A 23,878-nucleotide genomic window follows, 5' to 3' on the forward strand; every position below is an offset into this window, starting at 1 on the left:
CGATCGCCAGCGCGACGAAGTCGGGCGCAGCGGGTCGACGCCATCAGGCACAGCGGCGATCGCCAGCGCGACGAAGTCGGGCGCAGCGGGTCGACGCCATCAGGCACAGCGAGGACTACCGTCGGCACCATGCCCAACCATGAGCTGGTGACCGGCGACGCCGTCGTCCTCGACATCGCGATCGCACAGCTGCCGGCGCGCGCGGTCAGCGCGCTGATCGACATCGCGGTGGTGGGGGTGGCCTACATCGCCACGATGGTGCTGTGGGCGATGACCCTGGGCCACTTCGATGACTCCCTCACCGGCGCGATCGCGATCATCTTCGCGGTGCTGCTGCTGGTCGGCTATCCGGTCGCCATGGAGGCCACCACCCGCGGCCGTTCGCTGGGAAAGATGGCAATGGGGCTGCGAGTGGTCTCTGACGACGGTGGCCCGGAACGATTCCGCCAGGCCCTGGTTCGGGCGCTGGCCGCGGTGGTGGAGATCTGGACGCTGACCGGCAGCCCCGCGGTGATCTGCAGCCTACTGTCGCCACGCGGTAAGCGGCTGGGGGACATCTTCGCCGGCACGGTGGTGATCAGCGAGCGTGGACCCGCCCTCGCGCCGCCGCCGCAGATGCCGCCGGGGTTGGCCTGGTGGGCATCGGCATTGCAACTGTCTGGCCTGCGCGCCGAATCCGCTGAGGTGGCAAGGCAATTCCTGAGCCGCGCGGCGCAGCTCGACCCGCACACCCGCCAGATGATGGCCTACCGGATCTCCGGCGAGGTGCTGGCGCATGTCTCGCCGCCGCCTCCGCCGGATGCCCCACCGGAGCTGGTGCTGGCCGCGGTACTCGCCGAGCGGCACCGACGTGAGCTGGCCCGGCTACAGACCAGAGATCCGTATAACCCCGGCCCGCCCATTGCGTATCGATAGTTCTCGATATATCGTCAACGTATCGGTAGCGACGTGCGTTGCTGTTTTCGAGAACGAGAGGTACCCCATGAACACCCCCTTTACAGAGCACCCCGGACATCCCGGCGGTTTCGGATTCGGCCCGGCACGCCGGCAGGCCCGGCGCGAGTTCCGCCGGCAGTTGCGCGATCACGCGGTCGGCGAACACTGCGCCCCCTTCGGCTTCGGCCCGGGATCCGGTCCCGACTTCCGGCATGGTTTCGGCCCCGGCTTCGGCCCGGGTTTCGGCCCCGACTTCGGCGGTCCCGGTTTCGGATTCGGCCCGGGCGGCCACCGCGGCCATCGGCGGGGCAATCGCAGCAGACGCGGTGACGTGCGGCTAGGCATCCTGGCGCTGCTGAACGAGCGCCCGATGCACGGCTACGAGATCATCCACCAGATCGCCGAGCGCAGCCAGGGGCTGTGGCGGCCCAGCCCCGGATCGGTCTACCCGACCCTGCAGATGCTGGTCGACGAGGGATTGATCACCGGCAGCGAAACCGACGGCAAGAAACGTCTTTTCGATCTGACCGAGGACGGTCGCACGGCCGCCCAGGAGATCGAGGTCCCGCCCTGGGAGGCGATCGCCGACGGCGCCGACCCCGGACAGGTCAGTCTGCGCGCCGCGATCGGCCAGCTGTTCGGCGCGGTGGCACAAGCCGGTCAGGCCGCCACCCCGGAGCAGCAACAGCGCGTCGTCGACATCGTCAACCGCGCCCGCAAGGAGATCTACGGCATTCTCGGCGAAACCGACTAGTGCGATTTCGGCGCGATAACGCCCGCTCAGCGGCGATTATCGCGCCGAAATCGCCGGTAACGGTCAGCAGTTCCGTAGCACCCGTCGCATCGCGGTCTTCTCGTTGGACGACACCCACAGTCCGTAAACGGTTTTGACCTCGACCTGACGGGCGACGAAATCGCATTCGAACGCGGCGTTCGCCGGCAGCCAGCCGGCGGCGTCGCGGAAGGCCTTGTCGAAGTTGGCCTGTGCGCCGGTGGCCAGCAGGTTCCGTGGATCGTTGGCGAAGTCACGACGGCGGGCGTCGTCCCAGGATTGCGCGCCCTTGTACCAGGCGTCGGCCAGCGCCACCACGTGATCAATCTGCACCGTCTCGGAAGTCTCTGGGCCACGGACGAATTCGATGGTCTCACCGGAGTACGGGTCGTGCAGGACGCCGCGCTGCACCAGGCAGGTGCCCCGGCGCAGTTCGACCTGCGTGAGGTCTCGACGCAGGATGTCGTCGCGGGTGTTGCACCCGTTGTGGCCGAACTCGACGTCGACGTCGTCGCTCCAGCGTTCACCGAACCGGTACCGCTTGAAGTCCTGCAGGCGATCCCATCCTTTGACCGGCAGCGCGTCGAGCTTGCGGCGGGCGGCGTCGTAACCCGGGTCCAGCGGCGCGGTCGGAGTCCAGGCTGGAGTTGGGCCTTCGGATCGCTGGGGCCGGTTATTCCACCAGGCCCAGCCGAGGAACGCCGCAACGATCAGCACGATCACCCCGGAGCCCCGCAGCGATCGCATTCAGGGCAGCTCGACCCAGTCCAGGGTGCGCTGCACTGCTTTTCGCCATCCGGCATGACCTGCGGCGCGCTGGTCATCGGACCAGTTCGGCGTCCAGCGCTTGTGTTCCCGCCAGTTGGCGCGAAGGTCCTCGGGGTCCTTCCAGAACCCGACGCCCAGCCCGGCCGCGTATGCCGCACCCAGCGCGGTGGTTTCGGCCACCACCGGCTTGACCACGTCGACACCGAGTACGTCGGCCTGGATCTGCATGCACAGATCATTGGCGGTGATACCGCCATCGACCTTCAAAACCCCCAGGTGCACACCGGAATCGGCTTCCATGGCTTCTGCCACGTCACGACTCTGATAGCAGATCGCCTCCAGCGTGGCCCGGGCCAGATGCGCGTTGGTGTTGAAGCGAGACAGTCCGACGATCGCGCCGCGGGCATCCGAACGCCAGTACGGCGCAAATAAACCCGAGAAAGCCGGGACGAAGTACATCCCGCCGTTGTCGGAGACCTGGCGGGCCAGCGTCTCGACCTGCGTGGCGCCGCTGATGATGCCCAACTGATCACGCAACCACTGCACCGCCGAACCGGTGACCGCGATCGAACCCTCCAGCGCGTAGACCGGCTTGGCGTCACCGAACTGGTAGCACACCGTGGTCAACAGCCCGTTGTCGGAGCGAACGATCTGTTCTCCGGTGTTGAGCAGCAAGAAGTTTCCGGTGCCGTAGGTGTTCTTGGCCTCGCCCGCAGACAGGCAGACCTGGCCCACCATCGCGCTCTGCTGATCACCCAGGATTCCGGCGATGGGCACCTCACCGCGCAGCGGCCCGGTGCTCGCGGTGACCACGTGCCGGCGGCGCATCGAGGACGAGGTGATGCGCGGCAGCATCACCCGCGGGATCGAGAACAGCGCCAAAAGCTCGTCGTCCCAGTCCAGGGTCTCCAGGTTCATCAGCATGGTCCGGCTGGCGTTGGTGACGTCGGTCAGGTGCACGCCGCCGCGCGGGCCGCCGGTGAGGTTCCACAGCACCCAGCTATCGCAGGTGCCGAACAGGGCGTCGCCGCGCTCCGCGTCGGCGCGCACCCCGTCGACGTTGTCGAGGATCCACTGCAGCTTGCCGCCGGAGAAATAGGTGGCCGGCGGCAGGCCCGCCTTGCGCCGGATCACCTCACCGTGCCCGTCGCGCTCGAGGGCGGCGGCGATGGCGTCGGTGCGGGTGTCCTGCCAGACGATCGCGTTGTGGTACGGCTGGCCGGTCTTGCGGTTCCACACCACGGTGGTCTCCCGCTGGTTGGCGATGCCCAGCGCGGCCAGATCGGAGGCCTGCAGTTTCGCGGTGTTGAGCGCCGAGACCAGCACGGCCGCGGTGTGGTTCCACAGCTCGAACGGGTCATGCTCCACCCAGCCGGCCCGCGGGAGAATCTGCTCATGTTCCAGCTGATGACGGCCGACTTCGGTGCCGTCGTGGTCGAAGATGAGGCAACGGGTGCTGGTGGTTCCCTGGTCGATTGACGCGACGAAATCGGCCAAGTCTGACTCCTGTCCGTAACCGATGCGGCCTGCAGCGTTGCTGCAGGTCCATCATGTCCCACCCGATCCGTGCAGGACGCGCAACTGGATAGTTAGACATTCTTGTGAAGCCATCAGACAGCGTTTATGCGGTAGATCGCATATTTGCATGTGTCACCGGTACATCTCGTAATGGTGAACAAACGGTGTCGGCTGGTTGACCGGCCCGACGTGAATCGGAGGAGCTATGGACGTCGTTCTCGGCGTGGCTTTTGAGTCAAGCGCACCCGCCACCATCCACACCGTGCTGGTCGGCGGTACGAACGGCGACGGAATCATCCTCGACGAGCGCACCGTCGACGTGCCGGGCGACTCCGATTCTCTGGGTGCCGATTTCGCGGCCGTCGATGCCGCGATCGCGGCCATCCTGCAGGCCCGCGACGACGCCGGCACCGCTGGGCACCACGTGGTGTCGACCGGGGTGACCGTGACCGACCCGATCGACGCCGATGCGCTGGCGTCGAGACTGGCGGCAAGCGGTCTCGGTGACCTCAGCGATATCGCGTTCATCTCACCGTCGTTGGCGGCGGCGAGCCTGGCCTGCAAGATGGGCCGGGCCACCAGCTGCGACACCATCGGGCTGCTGTCGGTGGACATGGCCGACGTTACGCTGGCCATGGTCGACTGCGGCGACGGCTCCGTCACCCGGATCTTCCGCCAGCCGCTGCACGACGGCGAGGCCACCGCTGCGGTGGACGCCGTCGCCGCGCGGCTGGGCGCCGACCAGACAAGCCCGGGCGACCTCGTTCTGGTCTGCACCGGCGTGGACGCCGCCGCCGCGATCAGGCCGCGGCTGGAGGCGTCGGTCCCGCAGGTGGTGAGCGCTCCGCGCGACCCCCAGGCGGCGCTGGCCCACGGCGCGGCGCTGGCCACCGCCCGGCTGACCGAAGCCGCCCAGTCGTCGACGGCGGCCCTGGCCTACACCCAGGAGGCCGACTCCGGCGCGTTCACTCCCGGGTATTACGACATCCCCGGCGCGGGGGCCGACGACCTGGCCTACAGCGCCGTTCCTGACGAGCAGGACGACGCGGCCACCGAGATCTTGTTCACCATGCCCCAGCCGGCTCGGCGCCCGCTGCTGGTGGCGGGTGCGGTGCTGGCATCGACGGCGTTTGCCGCGGCGTCGGCGCTGATGGTCTCGTTGGCCCTGGACATAACTCCCAACCTGATCTCGCTGCGGCCAGATTTCGGCCGGGCCCTTGCCCTTCCGTTCTCGGCACCGAGCCTGCAGGTTCCGGCCGGGCAGCCTGACGCCCAAGCGCACCCGCTGCTGGGTCAAACCCCGACCGATTCGCTGCCGCCGGTGAACCTCCCGCCGGTTGCCATGCCGCCGGGGCTCAACCTGCCGGCGCCGGCACCACTGGACGTCCCGGCGGCGCCGGACATGCGGGCGTCGCTGCCCGCCGCCGTGCCGGTTGCCGCACCGGTACTCGCCCCGGCACCGGTGGTCGGACCGCAGTTGCCGTCGCTGCTTCCCGCGCTGCGTCCGCACCCGATTCACCAGACCGGCAGCCTGCCGGATCTGTCGTTCTTACTGAGGATTCCGGCAACCAAGCCCGCCCCGCCCGCCACGATGCCCCATTCGCCGGTGGTCAAGCCCCAGCCCCCGGTCGAGGTTCCGACACCGCCGGTGGTCAAGCCCCAGCCCCCCGTCGAGGTTCCGACACCGCCGGTGGTCAAGCCCCAGCCTCCCGTGGTCAAGCCGATACCGCCGGTGGTCAAGCCCCAGCCCCCGATCGTGGTTCCGACACCACCGGCGATCAAGCCTCAACCCCCCGTGGTCAAGCCGATCCCACCGGTGATCAAGCCACTGCCCCCCGTGGTTAAACCGGCTCCGCCGGTGGTCAAGCCCGATCTGCCCGTGGTCAACCCGACTCCGCCGGTGGTCAAGCCCGATCTGCCGGCGTTCAACCCGAGCCCACCGGTGGTGAAGCTCCCTGACCCGCCGGCCGTCAACCCCAGCCCGGGTATTCAGCTGCCGAATCTGCCTATCCAGCTGCCGAATTCCGGTCCGCCGGCCGGGCTTCCCGCACCCCAGGCACCCGTGATGCCCGCACCCAAGGCGCCGGCATTGCCCGCCATGCCTTCACTGCCCGCATTCCAGGCACCCAAGGCGCCGGCCATGCCGGCCGCGCCGGCCATGCCCGCACTGCCTTCGATGCCCGCTCCCAGTGCTCCGTCGATGCCCAAGTTCGGCGGCGGAGGGCTGTTCGGCGGCGGGGGCAACCCGGGCGGAGGGCTCTTCGGCGGGGGCAACCCGGGCGGCGGCCTCTTCGGCGGCGGCAACCCGGGCGGCGGCCTCTTCGGCGGCGGCAGCCACGGCGGCGGCCTCTTCGGCGGCGGTGGCGGCCTGTTTGGTGGCGGCGGCGGTGGCGGCCTGTTCGGCGGTGGCGGAGGCGGCGGCCTGTTCGGCAAGTGATCCGGTCCCACACCAGTGGCGTAGGTTGGCGACCATGGCCTCAGAGTTGATGGATTGGGACAGCATCTACCGCGGGGAGGGAGCCTTCGAGGGGCCGCCCCCGTGGAATCTCGGTGAGCCGCAGCCGGAGTTGGCGGCGCTGATCGCGGCCGGCAAGGTCGGCGGCGAGGTGCTCGACGCCGGTTGTGGCGTAGCCGAACTGTCGCTGACCCTGGCTGCGCAGGGGATCACGGTGGTCGGCTTGGACCTGAGCCCCACGGCCGTCGCCGCAGCCACACAGGCCGCCCAGGATCGCGGACTGAGCACCGCGACCTTCTATCAGGCCGACATCACCTCGTTCGACGACTACCCGCCTGGTTCCGAGGGCCGATTCACCACGATCGTCGACTCGACTCTGTTCCACTCACTGCCGATCGAGGGCCGCGACGGCTACCTGCGGTCGGTGCACAAGGCTGCGGCCCCGGGAGCGACCTACTTCGTGCTGGTGTTCGCCAAGGGAGCGTTCCCAGCAGACGGCGAGGACGGGCCGAAACCGGTTGACGAAGAAGAACTTCGGGCCGCGGTCGGCCGATACTGGACGATCGACGAGGTCCGGCCGGCGTTCATCCACGCGCGGATGCCGGCGATACCGGACGCACCGGAACTGCCGTTCGACCTGGACGAGGAGGGGCGGACCAAACTGCCGGCCTTCTTGCTGACCGCGCACAAGGCGTAGGTATCTGGTCTTAGAACTCACCTCACGGCCAGTGACACCCCGAAGTCGCCGGCCTGGTCGGTCCACCATCGCCGGCGATGCAGTCCGGCGGCGGCCAATTCCTCGACCACCTGCTCGGCCCGGAACTTGCAGGACACCTCGGTCAGCATCTTCTCGCCGTCGGCGAAGTCGACGGTCATGCCCAGTTCGCCGATGACGACGTGCTGATCGCCCCGCGCCCGCAGCCACATCTCCATGCGCTGCTCGCCGGCGTTCCAGCGCGCGACGTGAGTGAATGCGTCCGGGTCGAAGTCGGCATCGAGCTCACGATTCACCACCGCGAGTACGTTGCGGTTGAATGCCGCCGTCACCCCCGCTGCGTCGTCGTAAGCGCGCACCAGTCGCCCGGCGTCCTTGACCAGATCGGTGCCCAGCAACAGGTGATCGCCGTCGCGCATCACAGCGGCCAGCGCCGCCAGGAACGCCGCCCGCGGCGCGGCGGTCAGGTTGCCGATCGTGGAGCCCAGGAAAACAAACAGTCGCCTTCCGCCAGAGGGGATTTCGGCCAGGTGGTGCTCGAAATCACCGCAGACGGCTTGCACCTGCACCCCGGGATAGTCGCGGGAGATCGCCGCCCCCGCCGTCTCCAGCACCCCGGCGTCGACATCGAACGGGATGAACCGACGCAGCGTTCCGGCGTCACGCAGTGCGTTCAGCAGCATCCGGGTCTTGGCCGAGGTACCGCTGCCCAACTCGACCAGGGTGTCCGCACCCGACAGCGACGCCACCTCCCCGGAGTGGGCGCGCAGGATGTCCGCTTCGGTGCGGGTGGGATAGTACTCGGGCAGTCGGGTGATCTGATCGAACAGTTCGCTGCCGACGTCATCGTAGAACCATTTGGGGGGTAACGCCTTCGGTTGTTGACGCAGGCCGTGGAGCACGTCGGCACGCAAGGCGCTCAACGCGGCGTCGGCGGCCAGATGATTGGCTATTGAGACGCTCATCGGACCCGGTCCAGCGCGCTGACGCGGACCTCGCCGCCGTGTACATCCACCAGGTGCCGGTCGGGGATGTCGACCCAGCGCGGGTCATCGTCGTAGGGTTCACTGGCCAGCACCACTCCGTCTGCTCCGTGCAGCATAGACAAGGTGTCCCCCCAGGTCGTTGCCAACAGCCGGGAGCCGTTGGCGGCCAGTACGTTCAGGCGCGCAGCGGGATCCGCGGCACCGATCTCGACAACCGTCTCGCCCAGCGATTCCGCGCCGCGGGCGAAGACAGACGCGGCCAGTATCGCGCTGTCACAGACGGATTCCGCTCCGGCGCAGGTGGGCAAGACCGCGGTGTTCACCACTCCGTTGTGGGACAACAGCCAAGCACCGTCGGTGAAGGGCGCCGTCGCCGATGCCTCGATCGGCATGCCGACGGTAGCCGAGCGCACCGCGGCCACCACGCAGTGACTGCTCAGCACCGGCGCCACCGAGGCGAAAGACGAATCACCCCACAACGGGCCAGCACTGCGCCACCGCCGCGGCGGGTCACCCCCAAAATCGTCGAAAAACCCTGCGCCCCAACCGTCGGCGTTGATCAGCCCGTGCCGCTGACGGCGCGGCGCATAGGACTGCACCAAGAGACCGTTTGGTGGCTCCAATATCAACGCGGCCAAAGACCGCGGCGCGCCCAACCAGGCCAGGTGCCGGCACATCAGACGTCCCAGGCCAATCGGACACCGGCGAATATCTGCCGCCGGTAGGGGTGGTCCCAATTACGGAAGCTGGGCCGCAGTATCTCGCCCGCGACCGCCCACGATCCGCCGCGCAGCACCCGGTAGTCGCCGCCGAAGAACGGCTCCGAATACCGTTGGTAGATCATCGGGGCAAAACCCGGCCACGGCCGCAAGGGCGAACTCGTCCACTCCCAGACGTCGCCGAGCATCTGCTCGACGCGAAAGGCCGACGCCCCGGCCGGGTAGGCCCCCACCGGCGCCGGACGCAGCGCGGCACCACCGAGATTCGCCAACTCGGCAGTAGGCTCGCGACCGCCCCAGGGGTAGCGGCGACGCAGGCCGGTCGCTGGATCCCAGGCACAGGCCTTCTCCCATTCGATCTCGGTGGGTAACCGCGCGCCCGCCCAGCGTGCGTAGGCCTGCGCCTCGAAGTAGCTGATGTGCTGGACCGGCTCGTCGTCGAGCAGGTCTTCGTTGCGGCCGAACCGGATTCGCGACGTGTGGTCAGGATTCCAGAACTGGGGCGCACTGAGCCCGGCCGCCACCGCGTGTTTCCAGCCGCGTTCGGTCCACCACGTGGGCTGCCGATAGCCGCCGTCGTCGATGAACTCCCGCCACTCGCGGTTGGTCACCGGTACCCGGCCGATCCGGAACGCCGGCACGTCGACGCGATGCGCGGGCCGTTCGTTGTCCAGCGCGTAAGGCTCATCGGTCACATCGACGCCGAGCACGAATTCACCTCCCGGCACCAGCGCCGAGGTGCCGGCCAGGCCGGGCCGCCCTGCGGGCAGCGACGTACCCCGGCCGAGCAGCGGCGCACCGGTGCGCAGGTTGAGTGCCTGCAGCATGGTCTCGTCATGCTGGTGTTCGTGGCTGAGCACCAGCGCATGCTCGAAGCCGGCCTCATCTGGCAGCCCTTCCAGCGCATCAAATACCTTGGATCGGACTGTGGCGCAATACTTCCGGGCCTCATCGGGCGCCAACAGCGGCAGGCTGACGCGGCTGGCCCGCGAGTGGGTGAATGCGTCGTAGAGGCCCTCGACGTCCGCCGGCAACAACCCCGGACGCGCCGGGTTCCCGCCCCGCAGCAGCCACAGTTCCTCCTGCTGACCGATGTGCGCCAGGTCCCACACCAGCGGGCTCATCAGCGGGTCGTACTGGCGGTGCAGCTCCGCGTCGTCGAAGTCGACCAGGGCCAGCGTGCGGTCCCGGGCCCGGGTCAACGCGCGCGCCAGCGTCTCGGCGGTGCTCACCAATGCCTCCGCGCCAGCCGGGCCACCGTCTCAGCGACGCCGGTGGCGACCACCTCCTCGGACACCTCGTCGGCCGGGCACCGGCCCCGCTCGACCATCGCGACCAGCCGGGCCATTCCGTCCCGCAACGACGCCGGGGCCCGATCTGCCACCAGACCCAGGCACCGCCGGGCGGCCGTGTGTAGGCGCGGGTCGGCCAGGCCGATCCGGGCGGCCATATCCCAGGCGGTCGCAACGGATTCGACAGCCTCGGCGGCACCATCGGCCGCCGCCGGATCGTCGAGCAGGGTCGCCAGGGTGTACACGATCGCCGGCCACAGCGTGTCGTCCACGCTGTCGAGGTAGCGGATCTCCAGCCAGCCGCGCGGGCGCACCGGCGGGAACAGCGTGGTCAGGTGGTAGTCGAGGTCGTCGACATCGGCGCGACGCCCGCCCAACAGCACCCGCCCGTCAGCCCAGTCCGCGAACGGCACGTAGCGGGTGACGGGAATGGCCTCCGGGGCGTGCACCAGCATGACCGGCGCCTTCAACGTATACCGCGCCCAGTCGGCTGCCGGGTCGGTGCCGTCCAGGCCCAGCACCGGGCCGCAGCGCGCCGAGTCCAGCCTGCTCCACACCCGCTGGCGGGTGGAGCGCCAGCCGGAGAACTCACCGCCCAGCATCGGCGAGTTCGCCGTGATCGCGACCATCGTCGGGCCGAGCGCGTGCGCCAGTCGCACCCGGTCCGCCCAGCCCGATCGTGGACCGGCATCCACGTTGAGCTGAACCGACGCCGTCGCCGTCATCATCGCCGCGCCTGCGGTACCGGTATGGCTGGCGGCGAAGAACCGCTCCATGGCCGCGTAGCGCTCACCGGGGTTGATCCGCTGCGTGGGCCGCAACGGGTCAGCGCCGAGGGCAACCAGGCCCAGGCCCGCGGCGGCGAACGCCGAACGCAGCACCGCCTGGTCGGCGGCCATCGCCTCGATGGCGGCCGCCGCACCGGCCAGCGGCGGACTGGACAACTCCACCGCCCCGCCGGGTTCGACGGTGACCGCGCTGCCGCCGGGCAGCGCCGGCAGCGACTGCAGCACCCGGCTGATCTCGGCCCAGCCGGGACGCCGGTACGGGTCCGCCGGGTCGAAGCAGTGCGCCTCGATCTCCAGGCCCACCCGGCCCAGCGGCGCATCAGTAAGACACCGCTCGGCGAGGTAGTCCGCGGCCTCGGCGGCGGACAGTTCCACGAGGCAGGCCTGATCGGAGCGACCCAGTCGCATCTGCCCGACGCTACCGGAGGCCGCCGACAACCGGGCCGGCGATTACTGGCCCAGGGTGTTCTGCATCGCCCCGGCCAGCACATTCACCGCTGGACCGGCGTTTCCGGACTGGCAGACCTTGGCCTGCAACAGCACATTGGACCGCAACCGGGTCTGGTTGAAGCAGCGCCGGTCGGTGTCGGCTTCCTGCTTGACCCAGGCCGCATCGGCAGCCGCAGCAGGCCCACCGTCGAACGTCCAGACCTGGGTGATGCCGTTGTCCAGGTGCATGGCGGTGGTGCGGCCCGAGCAGCCCACGGTCCGGTCGGTGATCCGGTGGAACGCCCGGCCGGCGGCCGCCTCGGTGGCGAACACCCCCACCGCCTGTTTGACGAAGTGGCTCTGGTCGGTGGCCGAGGTCTGGGCCACCGCGCTGTTGAACGACGCCAGGTCGGGGTCGTTGAAGACTTCGGGCAGGCCGATGTCGGCCCAGTTGTTGCAGACCGGGTCGTCGACGCCGAACGACTGAACGGGCACGCCGGACACGGACTCCCACCCCATCGGGGCGCCGACGATATTGCCGACCGATCCCTTGGCCAACACCGCGTAGGACACCACGCCCGGATCCGACGGGCGCGCGGAAGCGACCACCGGCATCGCCAGCCCCAGGCAGCCCGCCATCAGCATCAGCGCGAACCGCACGCTAGACCTTCGCTACGACGGTGAAGTCCACGTTGCCGCGGGTGGCCCGCGAATACGGGCACACCTCGTGGGCCTCGGCCATCAGGTCGTCGGCAACGGCCTGCGACAGCCCCGGCAGGTGACCGGTGATGGTGCCGGTGAGACCGAACTGCTCGGTGGCCAGGTCCTTACCCAGGGCGGCCTCGACCGTCACGTTCGTGGCGTCGTCGAGCATGACGGCCGAGCGGCGCGCCACCAGTCGCAGCGCGCCGAGGAAGCAGGCGGCGTAGCCCGCGGAGAACAACTCCTCGGGGTTTGTGCCGTCACCCGTGCCACCCAGCTCGCGCGGCGGGCGGGTGTCCAGGTCGATGCGACCGGATGCCGAACGGACGTGGCCGTCCCGGCCGCCACCGGTCGCGGTGGAATCGGCGGCGAAGACGACTTTGATGGTCATGGGTCGATCATGCCAGGCCGGCAAGCTGCCCGTCAGGCAAGATTGGCCCGCACTCCGTCCTCCACGGCACGGCCGAGATCCTTGTCGACGCTGTGCCAGTAGGCGAACACCCGGGACAGCACCGGCTCGGTGACGCCGGCAGAGACGTGGCCGATGATGTTGTCGGCCAGACGTTTCCGCTGATCGGCGTCGAGGACGTCACGAACCAGGGTTCCGGCCTGGCCGAAGTCGTCGTCGGCTTCACGCAGGGTGTAGGCGGCGCGGACCATGTCCCCGTCGGTGTGCCAGCGGACCTCGGCGGCGCGGGCCGGGTCGGCTTTGGGGCCGCCCATCGAGTTCGGCGCGTACACCGGGTCGCTCGCCGGCCGGAACCGCATGGCGCCGTCCTTGGAATAGCTGTGCACGTCGACTTTGGGCGCGTTGACCGGCAGTTGGCTGTAGTTCGTCCCGATCCGGGCCCGGTGTGCGTCGGCGTAGGAGAATCCGCGCGCCAGCAGCATCTTGTCCGGGCTCAACCCGGTCCCGGGCACCATGTTGTTGGGCTGGAACGCGGCCTGCTCGATCTCGCTGTGATAGTCGCTGACGTTGCGGTCCAGCCTCAGCGTGCCGACATCGATCAGCGGGTAGTCGGCGTGCGGCCACACTTTGGTGAGGTCGAACGGGTTGTACCGGTAGGTCTTCGCCTCCTCGAACGGCATGATCTGCATCTTGAGCGTCCAGCTCGGAAATTCGCCGCGCTCGATCGCCTCATACAGGTCCCGCTGGTGGTAGTCGCCGTCGGTGCCGGCCAGCCGGTCGGCCTCGGCCTGGGTGAGGAACTCGACGCCCTGGTCACTGATGAAGTGGTACTTGACCCAGAAGATCTCACCGGCGGCGTTGATCCAGCTGTAGGTATGACTGGAGTAGCCGTTCATATGACGCCAGCTCTTCGGAATGCCCCGATCCCCCATCAACCAGGTGACCTGGTGCGCCGACTCCGGCGTGAGACTCCAGAAGTCCCACTGCATGTTGTTGTCACGCAGGTTGCTGGCCGCGCGGCGCTTCTGGGAGCGGATGAAGTGCTGGAACTTCAGCGGGTCGCGCATGAAGAAGACCGGGGTGTTGTTCCCGACCATGTCGAAGTTGCCCTCGGAGGTGTAGAACTTCGTCGCGAAGCCGCGAGGGTCTCGCCAGGTGTCCGGACTGCCCCGCTCACCCGCGACGGTCGAGAACCGCGTCAGAGTCTCGGTCTTGACGCCCGGCTGGAATACCGCCGCCCTGGTGTAGGCGCTGACATCCGCGGTGACCTCGAAGTGCCCGAATGCGCCGCCGCCCTTGGCATGCGGCTGACGTTCCGGGGTGCGCTCCCGGTTGAACATCGCCATCTGCTCGATCAGGTAGTGGTCCTGCAGCAGGATCGGCCCATCGGGGCCGACCGTCAGCGATTCGCCGTCGCTGGGTGCGGGAATGCCGAAATCGGTGGTGGTGTGGCGTTCAGACATCCGGGCCTCCTAGCGGTGCGGCGGGGACGGGGGCGGTCCGCCCGGGCCACCCGGGCCGTTGCCGGGTCCGGCAGGCCGGAAGCCCGGCCAGCCCGGACCGGAATCGGGCGCCATCGGCGACGGACCGCCATGCATCATGCATGGCCCGTGGGGGTTTCCGCGCCCACCACCGTCGCTGAGATACGCACCGGTGCAGAAGATCACCGCGCCGACGAAAACGGTGCCGGCGACGATCACGACCCACGCCGCGGCCTGGTAGAGCCGGTTCGGTTTGGCCGGTGGTGGTGGAGGAGCAGGAACAGTGGGGGCTGGTGACTCGCTCATATCGTCCCATCATGCCCCACAACGACGCCGGCCGCCGCCCTTCTCCGAGGGCGGCGGCCTGGTGCCGGCGGCCGGAACGGGGTCAGCGGCCGGGGGTGCGCGCCGGGGGCTGGGTGATCGAAGGCGGCACCTCGTCGGGACCGGGACCGTCCGGCCAGCCCGGGCCGTCCGGACCGCCGCGCATCATCGGGCCCGGACCGTGGTGATGACCCGGGTGGAACATCGCGCCGTGATGGGGTCCGTGATGTCCGTGGTGGCAGTGGCCGCGCATTCCGCCGCTGGCCCAGACGCCGGCGACGAACACCGACGACACGATGAAGACGGCGCCGGCGACGATCGCGACCCAGGCGGTGAGCCGGTAGAGCCAGTACGGCTTGGGCTCGCCCATCGGTGCGGTGACTGTGGTTTCAGGTGTTTCGCTCATGGTTGACATCCTGCGGGGCGAAACACCGGGCGTCGCTAGGTGTTGACTATGCGTCAGCTATGAGCGTGCGGCCTGATCAGGGGCTGACGCCGGACGCTCCCACCCCGGTGGCGCCGTTGCCGCCCGGGGCGCCGTCACCGCCGATGCCCAGGTTGCCGCCCTCACCCCCGTTGCCGCCGTTGCCCCCGGCGCCGGTGGGGTTGTCCGCACCGCGACCGCCGTTGCCGCCGTTGCCGCCGGGCCCGTACGGGGGGTTTCCCTGGGCGCCGTCGGCTGCGGTGACGGTGCCGTCGCCGTTGGCACCGGCCTTACCACCGGCGCCCCCGAGGCTGGATTCGCCGCCGTCGCCGCCGTCCCCACCGGCACCCGAAGCACCGCCCGAGCCGGCCGCACCCACCACACCGGCTGCGCCGTCGCCGCCGTTGCCGCCCAGCGCCCCGTCGCCGCCGGTACCGCCCGCACCCCCGGCACCGCCGGCACCCAGCGCTGTGCCGCCGGCGCCGCCTCGACCCCCGTTGCCCCCGGTCCCGGCTGCCCGCGCATCGGTGCCATTGTCGCCCGCCCCGTCAGCGATCCCCGAGACTCCGTTCGCGCCATTGGTTCCCGCCTCGGCATCGGCCCCGTCGCCTCCGTCACCTGCTGCGCCGCCGTTGCCGTAGGTGCCGCCGTTTCCGCCGTTTCCGCCTGCTCCCCCATCGGTTCCGGGCGGGGCAGCCGGGTCGGCGGACGCGTCGTAGCCATGCCCGCCGGTGCCGCCGTTGCCGACCGGACCTACCGGAACGCCACCGGCCTGGCCGCCGGCCCCGGAAGTGCCGGTCCCGGGCGCACCGCCGACGCCCGCCGCGCCACCGGCACCGCCGGCGCCCGCTGCCGTGTCACCGCCGTCTCCGCCCGCGCCTCCGGTCGGGTGGGCGGCGTCGCCGCTGCCACCGTCACCGCCGTCGCCGGGTGTACCGCCGGTGCCGCCGGTACCACCGGCGCCGCCAGTGCCGTTCACGCCGGCGCCGCCCGTCCCGCCGGCGGCCACCCCGCCGCCGGCGCCGCCCGCTCCGCCGGTGCCGCCCCGACCGCCGCTGCCGGCGTTGCCACCGTCCTGGCCTCGCCCGCCGGGGGCGGTGGTGTTCGCGCCGTCTGCGCCGGCCCCGCCGTTGCCGCCGGTTCCGCCGACGCCGCCCGTCCCGCCGGTGCCACCGTTGCCGGCGATCGACCCGCCCAGGCCCCCGGCCCCGCCGGCGCCGCCGGTGGCGCCGATCGAGCCGGTCTGCCCGGCCCCGCCCACACCGGTGGCGGGGCCGCCGTCAGATCCCGGTCCGCCGCTGCCACCGGTTCCGCCGTTGCCGCCGTTGCCGTGGTCGCCGCCGTTGCCGCCTGCGCCGCCGGACCCACCGACGGTGTTCACGGTGGTGGAGTTGTAGCCGGTGCCGCCATCGCCGCCGTTGCCGCCGACAGGTGAGGCGCCGTGCGCGCCGTCCGTGCCGTCGGCTCCGGACCCGGCCCTCCCGCCGGAGCCGGCCGCGCCACCGCCCCCACCGTCACCGGCCGCGCCGGAATCCCCACCGTTCCCGCCGGTTCCGCCGGTCGGAGTCGTCGCATCACCGGCGGCGCCGGTGCCACCGTCGCCGCCTGATCCGGCCTTGCCGCCGGCACCCCCGGCACCCCCGTCACCGTTGGCGCCGGGCGCACCGAACAACCACCCGTCTGCTCCGCCGGCACCGCCCCGGCCACCCTTCGCGCCGGCCCCTCCGTCGCCGCCTGATCCGCCGTTCCCGCCCACGCCGGCGTCGACGCCGATCTGCCCAGCTATTCCGGCGCCTCCGGTGCCGCCGGTACCCCCGTCGCCGCCCAGACCGCCCCTGCCGCCGGTTCCGCCGGACCCGAAGGTGATGCCGCCGTTGCCGCCGGCACCGCCGTTGCCCGCTACGCCGCCGGCGGTGCCGTCCCCGCCGATGCCGCCCGCCGCCAGGGCCGCATCACCGGCGGTGCCGGTCGCGCCGTTTCCGCCACGCCCGCCGTTGCCGCCGTTGCCGGCCCCGCCCATGGCGAGCCAGTCCTGCAGGGGATTGCTGGAGCTGCTGCCGCCGTCACCGCCGTTACCGCCGGCTCCGCCGTTGAAGGTGAGGATGCCGTTGCCTCCGGCACCACCATCGCCGCCGTTGCCCCACATCTCGCCGCCGAAGCCGCCCTTGCCGCCGTCCGCGCCCGGGCCGCCGTCGCCGCCGTTGCCGCCGTTGCCGATCCCACCGGTGCCGCCGCCGTTGCCACCGGCCACGCCGGGGATGTCGGAGTTCCACCCGTTGCCGCCGTCGCCGAAGATCAGGCCACCCATCTCGCCGTCGGGGTTGCTCGCCGACGTGCCGTCGGCGCCGTCGCAGATCAGGCCGCAGCCACTGGTGAGCGCGAGCGCGGTCACCCAGGAAAACCACTCGTTGATCTGGTCGTTGACCTGCGAACCGAACGGGCTGTGGATCCAGTCTTCGAGCACGGCATGCACCGGCAGGTAGATGTAGGTCTGCCAGGCCTCGGCGAACCAGCCACCGAACGCCGACGCCGGGCCGGGCTCCGCTGCGGCGCTGAAATAGTCCGGCATCCAGTCGAACTCGTCGGCGCGGGCCGGCGCGGTGACGACCGGGGACACCGCTTGAGCCATGCCGAACGCCAGGAACGCGCTCACCCCGGGCAGCCCACCCCGGCGCTTGCCGATGCGCTGCCTAACGGCCATCTCCGATGCCCCTCGCGTCTGGTCCGCCCGAGTTGGGGTGTGCCGCCGTCCTGTCCTTGCCGTTCCTCGCCGTTCCCTGCCGTCCAGAACCACTTCCGCAGCGCGGTATGTGCTTCTTGCCTGCCGCTCAGCGTACGTACCGGCGGAGCGGAATCCACCAAAATGCACCGACAGGGTTAAACGCGCAGTTCAGGAGAATGAGACACCAGGCGATACAAGCCCAGCCGGCACCCGCGACCAGCCGGAGGGCCCCGGAGATTCTAGGGAGACCCTGTATCGCAGCCGTGTGTTTCTGTTCAGCTGAGCGACCAGGGCTTGTACGGGTTGACCGCGAACTGGATCACCCGGTAGGGAGCGCGGTCCCGTGGCTGGGTGTTCCACTGACTGACGAACACTCGCAGTTCGTCGAGGGTGGATCCGGGTGAGATGTAGCCGCCGTAGGGCTGGGCCAGCCGGTTGTCATACGGCGACGGCAGGGCCTCCACGGGCTCCGGGGGGTCGGGCCATTCGGCGTGCTGCACCACCGTGGTCACCGGCGCGGTGCCCAGGCCGGTCGGCTCGTAGGCCACCCGCACCTCCATGTTGCCGGTGGTGCCGTTGAAGTAGGACAGCACCGGTTTGCCGTCGACCTGGCGCAGGCTGAGCTCGCCGATCTGGTCGTTCCACAGCGGTGTGGGCTTGTGTCCCCAACCCGCTCCGGCCGCCCAGCCCTGCCAGGCCGACCGGTCGGTGAACTTGGCCGGGGTGACCCGGTAGAGCGTCACCGGGGAGCTGCGGTCGAAGTTGTTGGTGACCAGGTACACCCAGCCGGTGACCGAGTCCGGCGTCGGGATCGGATCGTAGTAGCCGCTGATCTGGGACTGACCGGAGTCCTGGTAGGACGCCGCCCGGACCGACCCCGGAACTGTCTGCCAACCCGGTTGTGCCGCATCGGCTTTCACTAGACGCGATGCCTGGGGCACCAGCATCTTGGCGGTGGTGACCATCAGATAGTTGGTCCGGTTGATCGAGACGATCCCGGCCGGCAGCTGCGTACAGCCGGCCGGTGCCGGGTCGGCCAGCAACGGCTTGTCCACCCCGAGCACCCCGGTGTAGCGCACCCCGTCGGAGTCGTCGACCGAGTCCAAGTCGACCCGCAACGCGATCGGCGAATACCAGCCGCCGTATCCGACGCCCTGGCCGGCGAAGCTGTCCCCGCAGATCTGCAGGACCGCGCTGGGGAATTCCATGAACTCGCACAGATCGGTGGCACCGATACCGTAATCGCCGGTGAGCGTTCCGGTTCCGGCACTGGGCCCGATCCGGACCACCTGACCTTCGGCCAGCGGCCACAGCACCGGACGAGGGATGGGCGCGGGCGGGTCGGCGTGCACCGTCCAGGCCGGGGTCAGCAGCAGCGCCGAGGCAGCCAACAACCGGCGCAGGCTCACCCGCGGATCATCCCGCAGCCAGCAGCTCGGCGATCTGAATCGTGTTGAGCGCGGCGCCCTTACGCAGGTTGTCCCCGGAGACGAACAGCGCGAGGCCGCGCCCGTCCGGGGCCCCGGGGTCGACCCGGATCCGGCCCACCAGGGAGTCGTCGGCGCCGGCGGCGGCCAGCGGGGTGGGCACGTCGACCAGGGTCACTCCCGGTGCGCCACGCAGCAACTCGGTGGCGCGCTCCGGTGAGAGGGGCCGGGCGAATTCGGCGTTGATCGACAGCGAGTGGCCGGTGAACACCGGCACCCGAACACAGGTGCCACTCACCAAAAGCTCTGGTACGCCGAGGATCTTGCGGCTCTCATACCGCAGCTTCTGGTCTTCGTCGGTCTCGCCGGAGCCGTCGTCGACCAGTGAACCGGCCAGCGCCACCACGTTGAAGGCGATCGGCGCGACGTATTTGTTGGGCGCCGGAAAATCGACTGCTGAACCGGAGTGCACCAGTCCTTCGGCGCCGTCGGAGACCGCCCGCACCTGCTCGGCCAGCTCCTGCACACCGGCCAGCCCGCTGCCGGACACCGCCTGGTAGGTCGAGACGATCAGCCTGGTCAGGCCGGCCTCGTCGTGCAGCGGCTTGAGCACCGGCATCGCGGCCATGGTGGTGCAGTTCGGGTTGGCGATGATCCCCTTGGGCAACTTGGTATTCCGCACATCGCGATCGAAGTTGACCTCCGAGACCACCAGTGGCACGTCCGGGTCTTTGCGCCACGCCGAGGAGTTGTCGATCACAGTGGCACCGGCGGCGGCGAACCGCGGTGCCTGCACCTTCGACATGGTCGCGCCCGCGGAGAACAGCGCGATGTCCAGGCCGGCCGGGTCGGCGGTCTCGGCGTCCTCGACCTCGATCTCGGCGCCGCGGAACGGCAATTTGCGCCCGGCCGATCGCGACGAGGCGAAGAACCGTATCTCGTCCGCGGGGAAGTCACGCTCTTCGAGCAGGGTGCGCATCACCTGGCCGACCTGGCCGGTGGCACCGATTACGCCGATGGAAACCATGTCAGCGCCCCGTCCCGCCGTATACGGTGGCTTCCTCGTCGCTGCCGAGGTTGAACGCCTCGTGCAGGGAGCGCACCGCCTTGTCCAGGTCGGTTTCGTGCACCAGCACCGAGATCCGGATCTCCGAGGTGGAGATCAGGTCGATGTTGACGCCGTTGTCGGCCAGCGTCTCGCAGAAGGTGGCCGTGACACCGGGGTGGCTGCGCATCCCGGCACCGATCAGCGACACCTTGCCGACCTTGTCGTCGTAGAGGACCTCGGTGAATCCGATCTCGCCCTTCAGCGACTCGAGCTTGGCCACCGCGGCGGGCCCGCTGTCGTGCGGGCAGGTGAAGGTGATGTCGGTCTTGCCGCCCTCGACCTTGGAGACGTTCTGCAACACCATGTCGATGTTGATGTCGGCGTCGGCGACCGCCCGGAAGATCTTGGCCGCGTAGCCGGGCAGGTCGGGGATGCCGACCACGGTCACCTTGGCTTCACTCTTGTCGTGGGCGACTCCGGTCAGGAGGGCGTCTTCCATGGGGATGTCCTTGATCGATCCGGAAACGATGGTGCCGGGCTTGTCCGAGTACGACGACCGGACGTGAATGGGCAGGTGGTAGCGGCGGGCGTACTCCACGCAGCGCAGCATCAGCACCTTGGCGCCGCACGCGGCCAGCTCGAGCATCTCCTCGAAGGACACGGTGTCCAGCTTGCGGGCATTGGGCACGATGCGCGGGTCGGCACTGTAGATGCCGTCGACGTCGGTGTAGATCTCGCAGACGTCGGCGTTCAGCGCCGCGGCCAGCGCCACCGCGGTGGTGTCGGAGCCGCCACGGCCCAGCGTGGTGACGTCCTTGGTGTCCTGACTGACGCCCTGGAAGCCGGCCACCAGCACCACCTGGTCCTCGCCGAGCGCGGCCTGCAGCCGGCCCGGGGTGACGTCGATGATCTTGGCCTTGCCGTGCACGCCGGTGGTGATCACCCCGGCCTGCGACCCGGTGAACGAGCGGGCCTGACAGCCCAGCTCCTCGACGGCCATCGCCACCAGGGCGTTGGAGATCCGCTCCCCGGCGGTGAGCAGCATGTCCAGCTCGCGGGCCGGCGGGGACGAGCAGACCTGTTGAGCCAGGTCCAGCAGGTCATCGGTGGTGTCGCCCATCGCCGAGCAGACCACGACGACGTCGTCGCCGGCCTTCTTGGACTCGACGATGCGCTCGGCGACGCGGCGGACCCGCTCGGCGTCAGCTACCGAGGATCCGCCGTATTTCTGCACGACGAGCGCCACTTTTCGTCCCTTCCGTGGGTGGGCCCGTCCCAGGATAGGGGAAGCTGCTGGGAGGGCGTAAACTGCACGATGTGCAGCGGGTGCTCCTTCTCGGACGCCGCGGCGGGGCCTGATCCAGACCGGCCTCCCGTCGCGGGTGTTCGCGATGCGCCGGTCTGAAGTCCATCCGAGAACCCCGGAGCAATCACCGTGACCAGTAATTCCCCTGACGCATTCCGCTCGGGCCGCGGCATCACCAAGCCCGCCGGCCCACCCAACCCCGGCCAGCCCGTCTGGAACCCCCAGCGCGGCTCGGCCATGCCCGTCAACCGCTACCGCAGCTTCGCCGAAGAGGTGGAGCCCGTCACCGTCAAAGACCGCACCTGGCCGGACACCGTGATCGACCGCGCCCCGCTGTGGTGCGCGGTGGACCTGCGCGACGGCAACCAGGCGCTGATCGACCCTATGAGCCCGGCCCGCAAGCGCCGGATGTTCGACCTGCTGGTGACCATGGGCTACAAGGAGATCGAGGTCGGGTTCCCCTCGGCCAGCCAGACCGACTTCGACTTCGTCCGCGACATCATCGAGGGCGGCGCGGTGCCCGACGACGTGACCCTGCAGGTGCTGACGCAGTGCCGCGACGAGCTGATCGAGCGCACCTTCGAAGCCTGCGCGGGCGCCAAGAACGTGATCGTGCACTTCTACAACTCCACCTCGATCCTGCAGCGCCGGGTGGTGTTCCGCGCCGACCAGGCCGCGGTGCAGGCCATCGCGGTGGCCGGGGCGCGCAAGTGCCTCGAGGAGCAGGCCAAGTACCCGGGCACCCGGTGGCGCTACGAGTACTCGCCGGAGTCCTACACCGGAACCGAACTCGAGTACGCCAAGGCGGTCTGCGACGCGGTGGCCGATGTGATCGAGCCGACGCCGGACAACCCGATCATCTTCAACCTGCCGGCCACCGTGGAGATGGCCACCCCGAACGTCTACGCCGACTCGATCGAGTGGATGAGCCGCAACCTCGCCCGCCGCGACTCGGTGATCCTGAGCCTGCACCCGCACAACGACCGCGGGACCGCGGTGGCCGCCGCCGAACTGGGCTTTCAGGCCGGCGCGGACCGGATCGAGGGCTGCCTGTTCGGCAACGGCGAACGCACTGGCAACGTCTGCCTGGTGACGCTGGGGCTGAACATGTTCTCCCGCGGCGTGGACCCGCAGATCGACTTCTCCGACATCGACGAGATCCGTCGCACCGTCGAGTACTGCAACCAGCTCAACGTGCCCGAGCGGCACCCCTATGGCGGCGATCTGGTCTACACCGCGTTCTCCGGCAGCCACCAGGACGCCATCAACAAGGGCCTGGACCAGATGAAGATCGACGCGGACGAAGCCGACTCCGATGTCGATGACATGCTCTGGCAGGTCCCCTATCTGCCGATCGACCCGCGCGACGTGGGCCGCACCTACGAGGCGGTGATCCGGGTCAACTCGCAGTCCGGCAAGGGCGGCGTCGCGTATGTGATGAAGACCGATCACGGGCTGGTGCTGCCGCGCCGGCTGCAGATCGAGTTCTCCAAGGTGATCCAGCAGCTCACCGATGGTGAGGGCGGCGAGGTCACCCCGAAACAGATGTGGGATGCGTTCGCCGAGGAGTACCTGAACCCGATCCGGCCGCTGGAGCGCATGCACCAGAAGCTGATCGCCGCCGAGACCGACGACGGCACCGACCGCATCGAGGCCACGGTCTTGGTCGACGGGGTCGAGACCGAGATCAGCGGTTCCGGCAACGGGCCGCTGGCGGCGTTCGTCGACGCGCTGAGCCGTGTCGGGTTCCAGGTGCACGTGCTGGACTACTCCGAGCACGCGATGAGCGCCGGCGAGGAAGCACAGGCCGCGGCGTACGTGGAGGCGCAGATCGGCGACCGGACAGTGTGGGGCGTGGGCACGGCGCCGTCGATCACCACCGCGTCGCTGCGGGCGGTGGTCTCGGCGGTGAACCGAGCGGCCCGCGCGTAGCCCGCGGGCACATGCGCCCGCAACTGGGGGGTTGTACTCAGTTTGATATCAGTGAATACTAATTCGCATCGTCTTGGGTCAGACGTCCGGCGAGACAAATCGGGGGCACTGTGAACATTCGCCAGATCGCACTCCTGCCAGCCATGTTCCTCGGCGCTGCCCTTGGCGGTGCGGCGCTCACTGGCGCGGTCGCCAACGCCGACCCGTCGAATCCACCGTTCACCCCCAATGACCTCTTCAGTTGGCCGATGCCAGTCGGCGCGCAGTACGGCACGGACTACACCACCACGATCACCGACGCGGTCGTTTTCCCGTCGATTCCGTACATCTACAGTGGCTCACAAAGCACGACGAACTGGCAGATCTTCGACTCCGACGGCAACGTCACCGGCGCATTCGACGACACCGGGATTCGTCAACAGTACGGCCAATTCCCACCCTTCCCGTTCGCCTACGTGACCAACTCCAACGTGGTCAGCGACAGTGAAGGCACCGGCCTGCCGGACGGGACGACGTGGGACTCCACGAGTTTCCGTCTGGCCGCGTTCGCCTCCGTCGAACTGTTCGGCACGCAATCGATCAGCGTGCCCGACGGCATGACCGTCGACTGGGTCAATTTCTTCGGCTTCGCCAACGAAGTGGTGACGACAACCGACGGCATCACCGACTACCTGTACCTGTTCGGCCCCGACCCCATCCTGCTCTTCGACATCCCGACCTGAGGG

General features: G+C 69.6%; 21 protein-coding genes. 6 read left to right on the forward strand and 15 right to left on the reverse strand.

Annotated elements, in window-relative coordinates:
* Nucleotides 1–129: 129 nt before the first annotated feature.
* Together K6T84_RS16925 and K6T84_RS16930 are read left to right on the forward strand one after the other, a co-directional pair.
* Nucleotides 130–915, forward strand: a complete 786-nt coding sequence (locus K6T84_RS16925; RefSeq protein WP_224863293.1) for an RDD family protein — start codon at nt 130–132, stop codon at nt 913–915.
* Between the two features lie 67 nt (nt 916–982).
* On the forward strand, nt 983–1,690 hold the full coding sequence (locus K6T84_RS16930; RefSeq protein WP_225400862.1) for a PadR family transcriptional regulator: 708 nt from the start codon (nt 983–985) through the stop codon (nt 1,688–1,690).
* 63 nt (nt 1,691–1,753) lie between these two features.
* Here K6T84_RS16930 and K6T84_RS16935 read toward each other — a convergent pair whose 3' ends face one another.
* Together K6T84_RS16935 and glpK are read right to left on the reverse strand one after the other, a co-directional pair.
* Entirely contained in the window at nt 1,754–2,455 is a 702-nt protein-coding gene (locus K6T84_RS16935; protein ID WP_225400863.1) for an HNH endonuclease family protein, read from the reverse strand.
* Nucleotides 2,456–3,973 carry a glycerol kinase GlpK gene (glpK, locus tag K6T84_RS16940; protein ID WP_225397626.1) on the reverse strand — a complete coding sequence of 506 codons (1,518 nt, stop codon included), beginning with the start codon at nt 3,971–3,973 and terminating at the stop codon, nt 2,456–2,458. It abuts the gene before it with no gap.
* 226 nt (nt 3,974–4,199) lie between these two features.
* Between glpK and K6T84_RS16945 the strand changes: the two genes are divergently transcribed.
* Together K6T84_RS16945 and K6T84_RS16950 are read left to right on the forward strand one after the other, a co-directional pair.
* Nucleotides 4,200–6,431, forward strand: coding sequence for a DUF7159 family protein (locus K6T84_RS16945; protein ID WP_526025541.1), 2,232 nt, complete (start codon nt 4,200–4,202; stop codon nt 6,429–6,431).
* A gap of 34 nt (nt 6,432–6,465) precedes the next feature.
* Entirely contained in the window at nt 6,466–7,146 is a 681-nt protein-coding gene (locus K6T84_RS16950) for a class I SAM-dependent methyltransferase (RefSeq protein ID WP_225400865.1), read from the forward strand.
* Between the two features lie 17 nt (nt 7,147–7,163).
* On the opposite strand, the gene egtD is transcribed toward K6T84_RS16950, so the two are convergent.
* The 13 genes from egtD to K6T84_RS17015 form a co-directional block, all read right to left on the reverse strand.
* Complete coding sequence (gene egtD / locus K6T84_RS16955; RefSeq protein ID WP_225400866.1) at nt 7,164–8,129, reverse strand: L-histidine N(alpha)-methyltransferase; 966 nt, start codon at nt 8,127–8,129, stop codon at nt 7,164–7,166.
* Nucleotides 8,126–8,827 carry an ergothioneine biosynthesis protein EgtC gene (gene egtC, locus K6T84_RS16960; RefSeq protein WP_224863305.1) on the reverse strand — a complete coding sequence of 234 codons (702 nt, stop codon included), beginning with the start codon at nt 8,825–8,827 and terminating at the stop codon, nt 8,126–8,128. The genes egtD and egtC overlap by 4 nt, the downstream gene beginning before the upstream one ends.
* Entirely contained in the window at nt 8,827–10,101 is a 1,275-nt protein-coding gene (gene egtB / locus K6T84_RS16965) for an ergothioneine biosynthesis protein EgtB (protein WP_225400867.1), read from the reverse strand. The genes egtC and egtB overlap by 1 nt, the downstream gene beginning before the upstream one ends.
* Entirely contained in the window at nt 10,098–11,357 is a 1,260-nt protein-coding gene (egtA, locus tag K6T84_RS16970; RefSeq protein WP_225400868.1) for an ergothioneine biosynthesis glutamate--cysteine ligase EgtA, read from the reverse strand. The genes egtB and egtA overlap by 4 nt, the downstream gene beginning before the upstream one ends.
* A 42-nt stretch (nt 11,358–11,399) precedes the next feature.
* Complete coding sequence (locus tag K6T84_RS16975) at nt 11,400–12,023, reverse strand: sensor domain-containing protein (protein WP_224866032.1); 624 nt, start codon at nt 12,021–12,023, stop codon at nt 11,400–11,402.
* A gap of 16 nt (nt 12,024–12,039) precedes the next feature.
* A complete protein-coding gene (locus K6T84_RS16980) occupies nt 12,040–12,471 on the reverse strand; it encodes an organic hydroperoxide resistance protein (protein WP_224863310.1) in 432 nt (143 codons plus the stop codon).
* A 32-nt stretch (nt 12,472–12,503) separates the two neighbouring features.
* Nucleotides 12,504–13,952, reverse strand: coding sequence for a catalase (locus tag K6T84_RS16985; RefSeq protein ID WP_224863312.1), 1,449 nt, complete (start codon nt 13,950–13,952; stop codon nt 12,504–12,506).
* A 9-nt stretch (nt 13,953–13,961) separates the two neighbouring features.
* Nucleotides 13,962–14,276, reverse strand: coding sequence for a hypothetical protein (locus K6T84_RS16990; RefSeq protein WP_224863314.1), 315 nt, complete (start codon nt 14,274–14,276; stop codon nt 13,962–13,964).
* Nucleotides 14,277–14,358: 82 nt separating this feature from the next.
* Nucleotides 14,359–14,700, reverse strand: a complete 342-nt coding sequence (locus tag K6T84_RS16995) for a hypothetical protein (RefSeq protein WP_224863316.1) — start codon at nt 14,698–14,700, stop codon at nt 14,359–14,361.
* 76 nt (nt 14,701–14,776) lie between these two features.
* Complete coding sequence (locus K6T84_RS17000; protein ID WP_304621289.1) at nt 14,777–17,419, reverse strand: PGRS repeat-containing protein; 2,643 nt, start codon at nt 17,417–17,419, stop codon at nt 14,777–14,779.
* A gap of 296 nt (nt 17,420–17,715) precedes the next feature.
* Nucleotides 17,716–18,849 (reverse strand): DUF4185 domain-containing protein, encoded by a 1,134-nt coding sequence (locus K6T84_RS17005; RefSeq protein ID WP_408066130.1) that lies wholly within the window; start codon nt 18,847–18,849, stop codon nt 17,716–17,718.
* Between the two features lie 7 nt (nt 18,850–18,856).
* Entirely contained in the window at nt 18,857–19,894 is a 1,038-nt protein-coding gene (locus K6T84_RS17010; RefSeq protein ID WP_224863325.1) for an aspartate-semialdehyde dehydrogenase, read from the reverse strand.
* 1 nt (nt 19,895) lies between these two features.
* Nucleotides 19,896–21,161: an aspartate kinase gene (locus K6T84_RS17015; RefSeq protein WP_224863327.1), complete on the reverse strand. Its 1,266-nt coding sequence runs from the start codon at nt 21,159–21,161 to the stop codon at nt 19,896–19,898.
* A 189-nt stretch (nt 21,162–21,350) separates the two neighbouring features.
* Here K6T84_RS17015 and leuA point away from each other — a divergent pair, with 189 nt between their 5' ends.
* On the forward strand, nt 21,351–23,153 hold the full coding sequence (leuA, locus tag K6T84_RS17020) for a 2-isopropylmalate synthase (protein WP_225400869.1): 1,803 nt from the start codon (nt 21,351–21,353) through the stop codon (nt 23,151–23,153).
* Between the two features lie 110 nt (nt 23,154–23,263).
* Complete coding sequence (locus tag K6T84_RS17025; RefSeq protein WP_225400870.1) at nt 23,264–23,875, forward strand: hypothetical protein; 612 nt, start codon at nt 23,264–23,266, stop codon at nt 23,873–23,875.
* The last annotated feature ends 3 nt before the right edge of the window (nt 23,876–23,878 follow it).

The organism is Mycobacterium zoologicum, assembly GCF_020181635.2.
Lineage (GTDB): Bacteria > Actinomycetota > Actinomycetes > Mycobacteriales > Mycobacteriaceae > Mycobacterium > Mycobacterium zoologicum.

Coding starts and splice junctions, on each gene's coding strand:
- K6T84_RS16925 (WP_224863293.1), top strand. CDS start 130: ATGCCCAACCATGAGCTGGTGACCGGCGACGCCGTCGTCCTCGACATC.
- K6T84_RS16930 (WP_225400862.1), top strand. CDS start 983: ATGAACACCCCCTTTACAGAGCACCCCGGACATCCCGGCGGTTTCGGA.
- K6T84_RS16935 (WP_225400863.1), bottom strand. CDS start 2,455: ATGCGATCGCTGCGGGGCTCCGGGGTGATCGTGCTGATCGTTGCGGCG.
- K6T84_RS16945 (WP_526025541.1), top strand. CDS start 4,200: ATGGACGTCGTTCTCGGCGTGGCTTTTGAGTCAAGCGCACCCGCCACC.
- K6T84_RS16950 (WP_225400865.1), top strand. CDS start 6,466: ATGGCCTCAGAGTTGATGGATTGGGACAGCATCTACCGCGGGGAGGGA.
- egtD (WP_225400866.1), bottom strand. CDS start 8,129: ATGAGCGTCTCAATAGCCAATCATCTGGCCGCCGACGCCGCGTTGAGC.
- egtC (WP_224863305.1), bottom strand. CDS start 8,827: ATGTGCCGGCACCTGGCCTGGTTGGGCGCGCCGCGGTCTTTGGCCGCG.
- egtA (WP_225400868.1), bottom strand. CDS start 11,357: ATGCGACTGGGTCGCTCCGATCAGGCCTGCCTCGTGGAACTGTCCGCC.
- K6T84_RS16975 (WP_224866032.1), bottom strand. CDS start 12,023: ATGCTGATGGCGGGCTGCCTGGGGCTGGCGATGCCGGTGGTCGCTTCC.
- K6T84_RS16980 (WP_224863310.1), bottom strand. CDS start 12,471: ATGACCATCAAAGTCGTCTTCGCCGCCGATTCCACCGCGACCGGTGGC.
- K6T84_RS16985 (WP_224863312.1), bottom strand. CDS start 13,952: ATGTCTGAACGCCACACCACCACCGATTTCGGCATTCCCGCACCCAGC.
- K6T84_RS16990 (WP_224863314.1), bottom strand. CDS start 14,276: ATGAGCGAGTCACCAGCCCCCACTGTTCCTGCTCCTCCACCACCACCG.
- K6T84_RS16995 (WP_224863316.1), bottom strand. CDS start 14,700: ATGAGCGAAACACCTGAAACCACAGTCACCGCACCGATGGGCGAGCCC.
- K6T84_RS17000 (WP_304621289.1), bottom strand. CDS start 17,419: ATGGCCGTTAGGCAGCGCATCGGCAAGCGCCGGGGTGGGCTGCCCGGG.
- K6T84_RS17010 (WP_224863325.1), bottom strand. CDS start 19,894: ATGGTTTCCATCGGCGTAATCGGTGCCACCGGCCAGGTCGGCCAGGTG.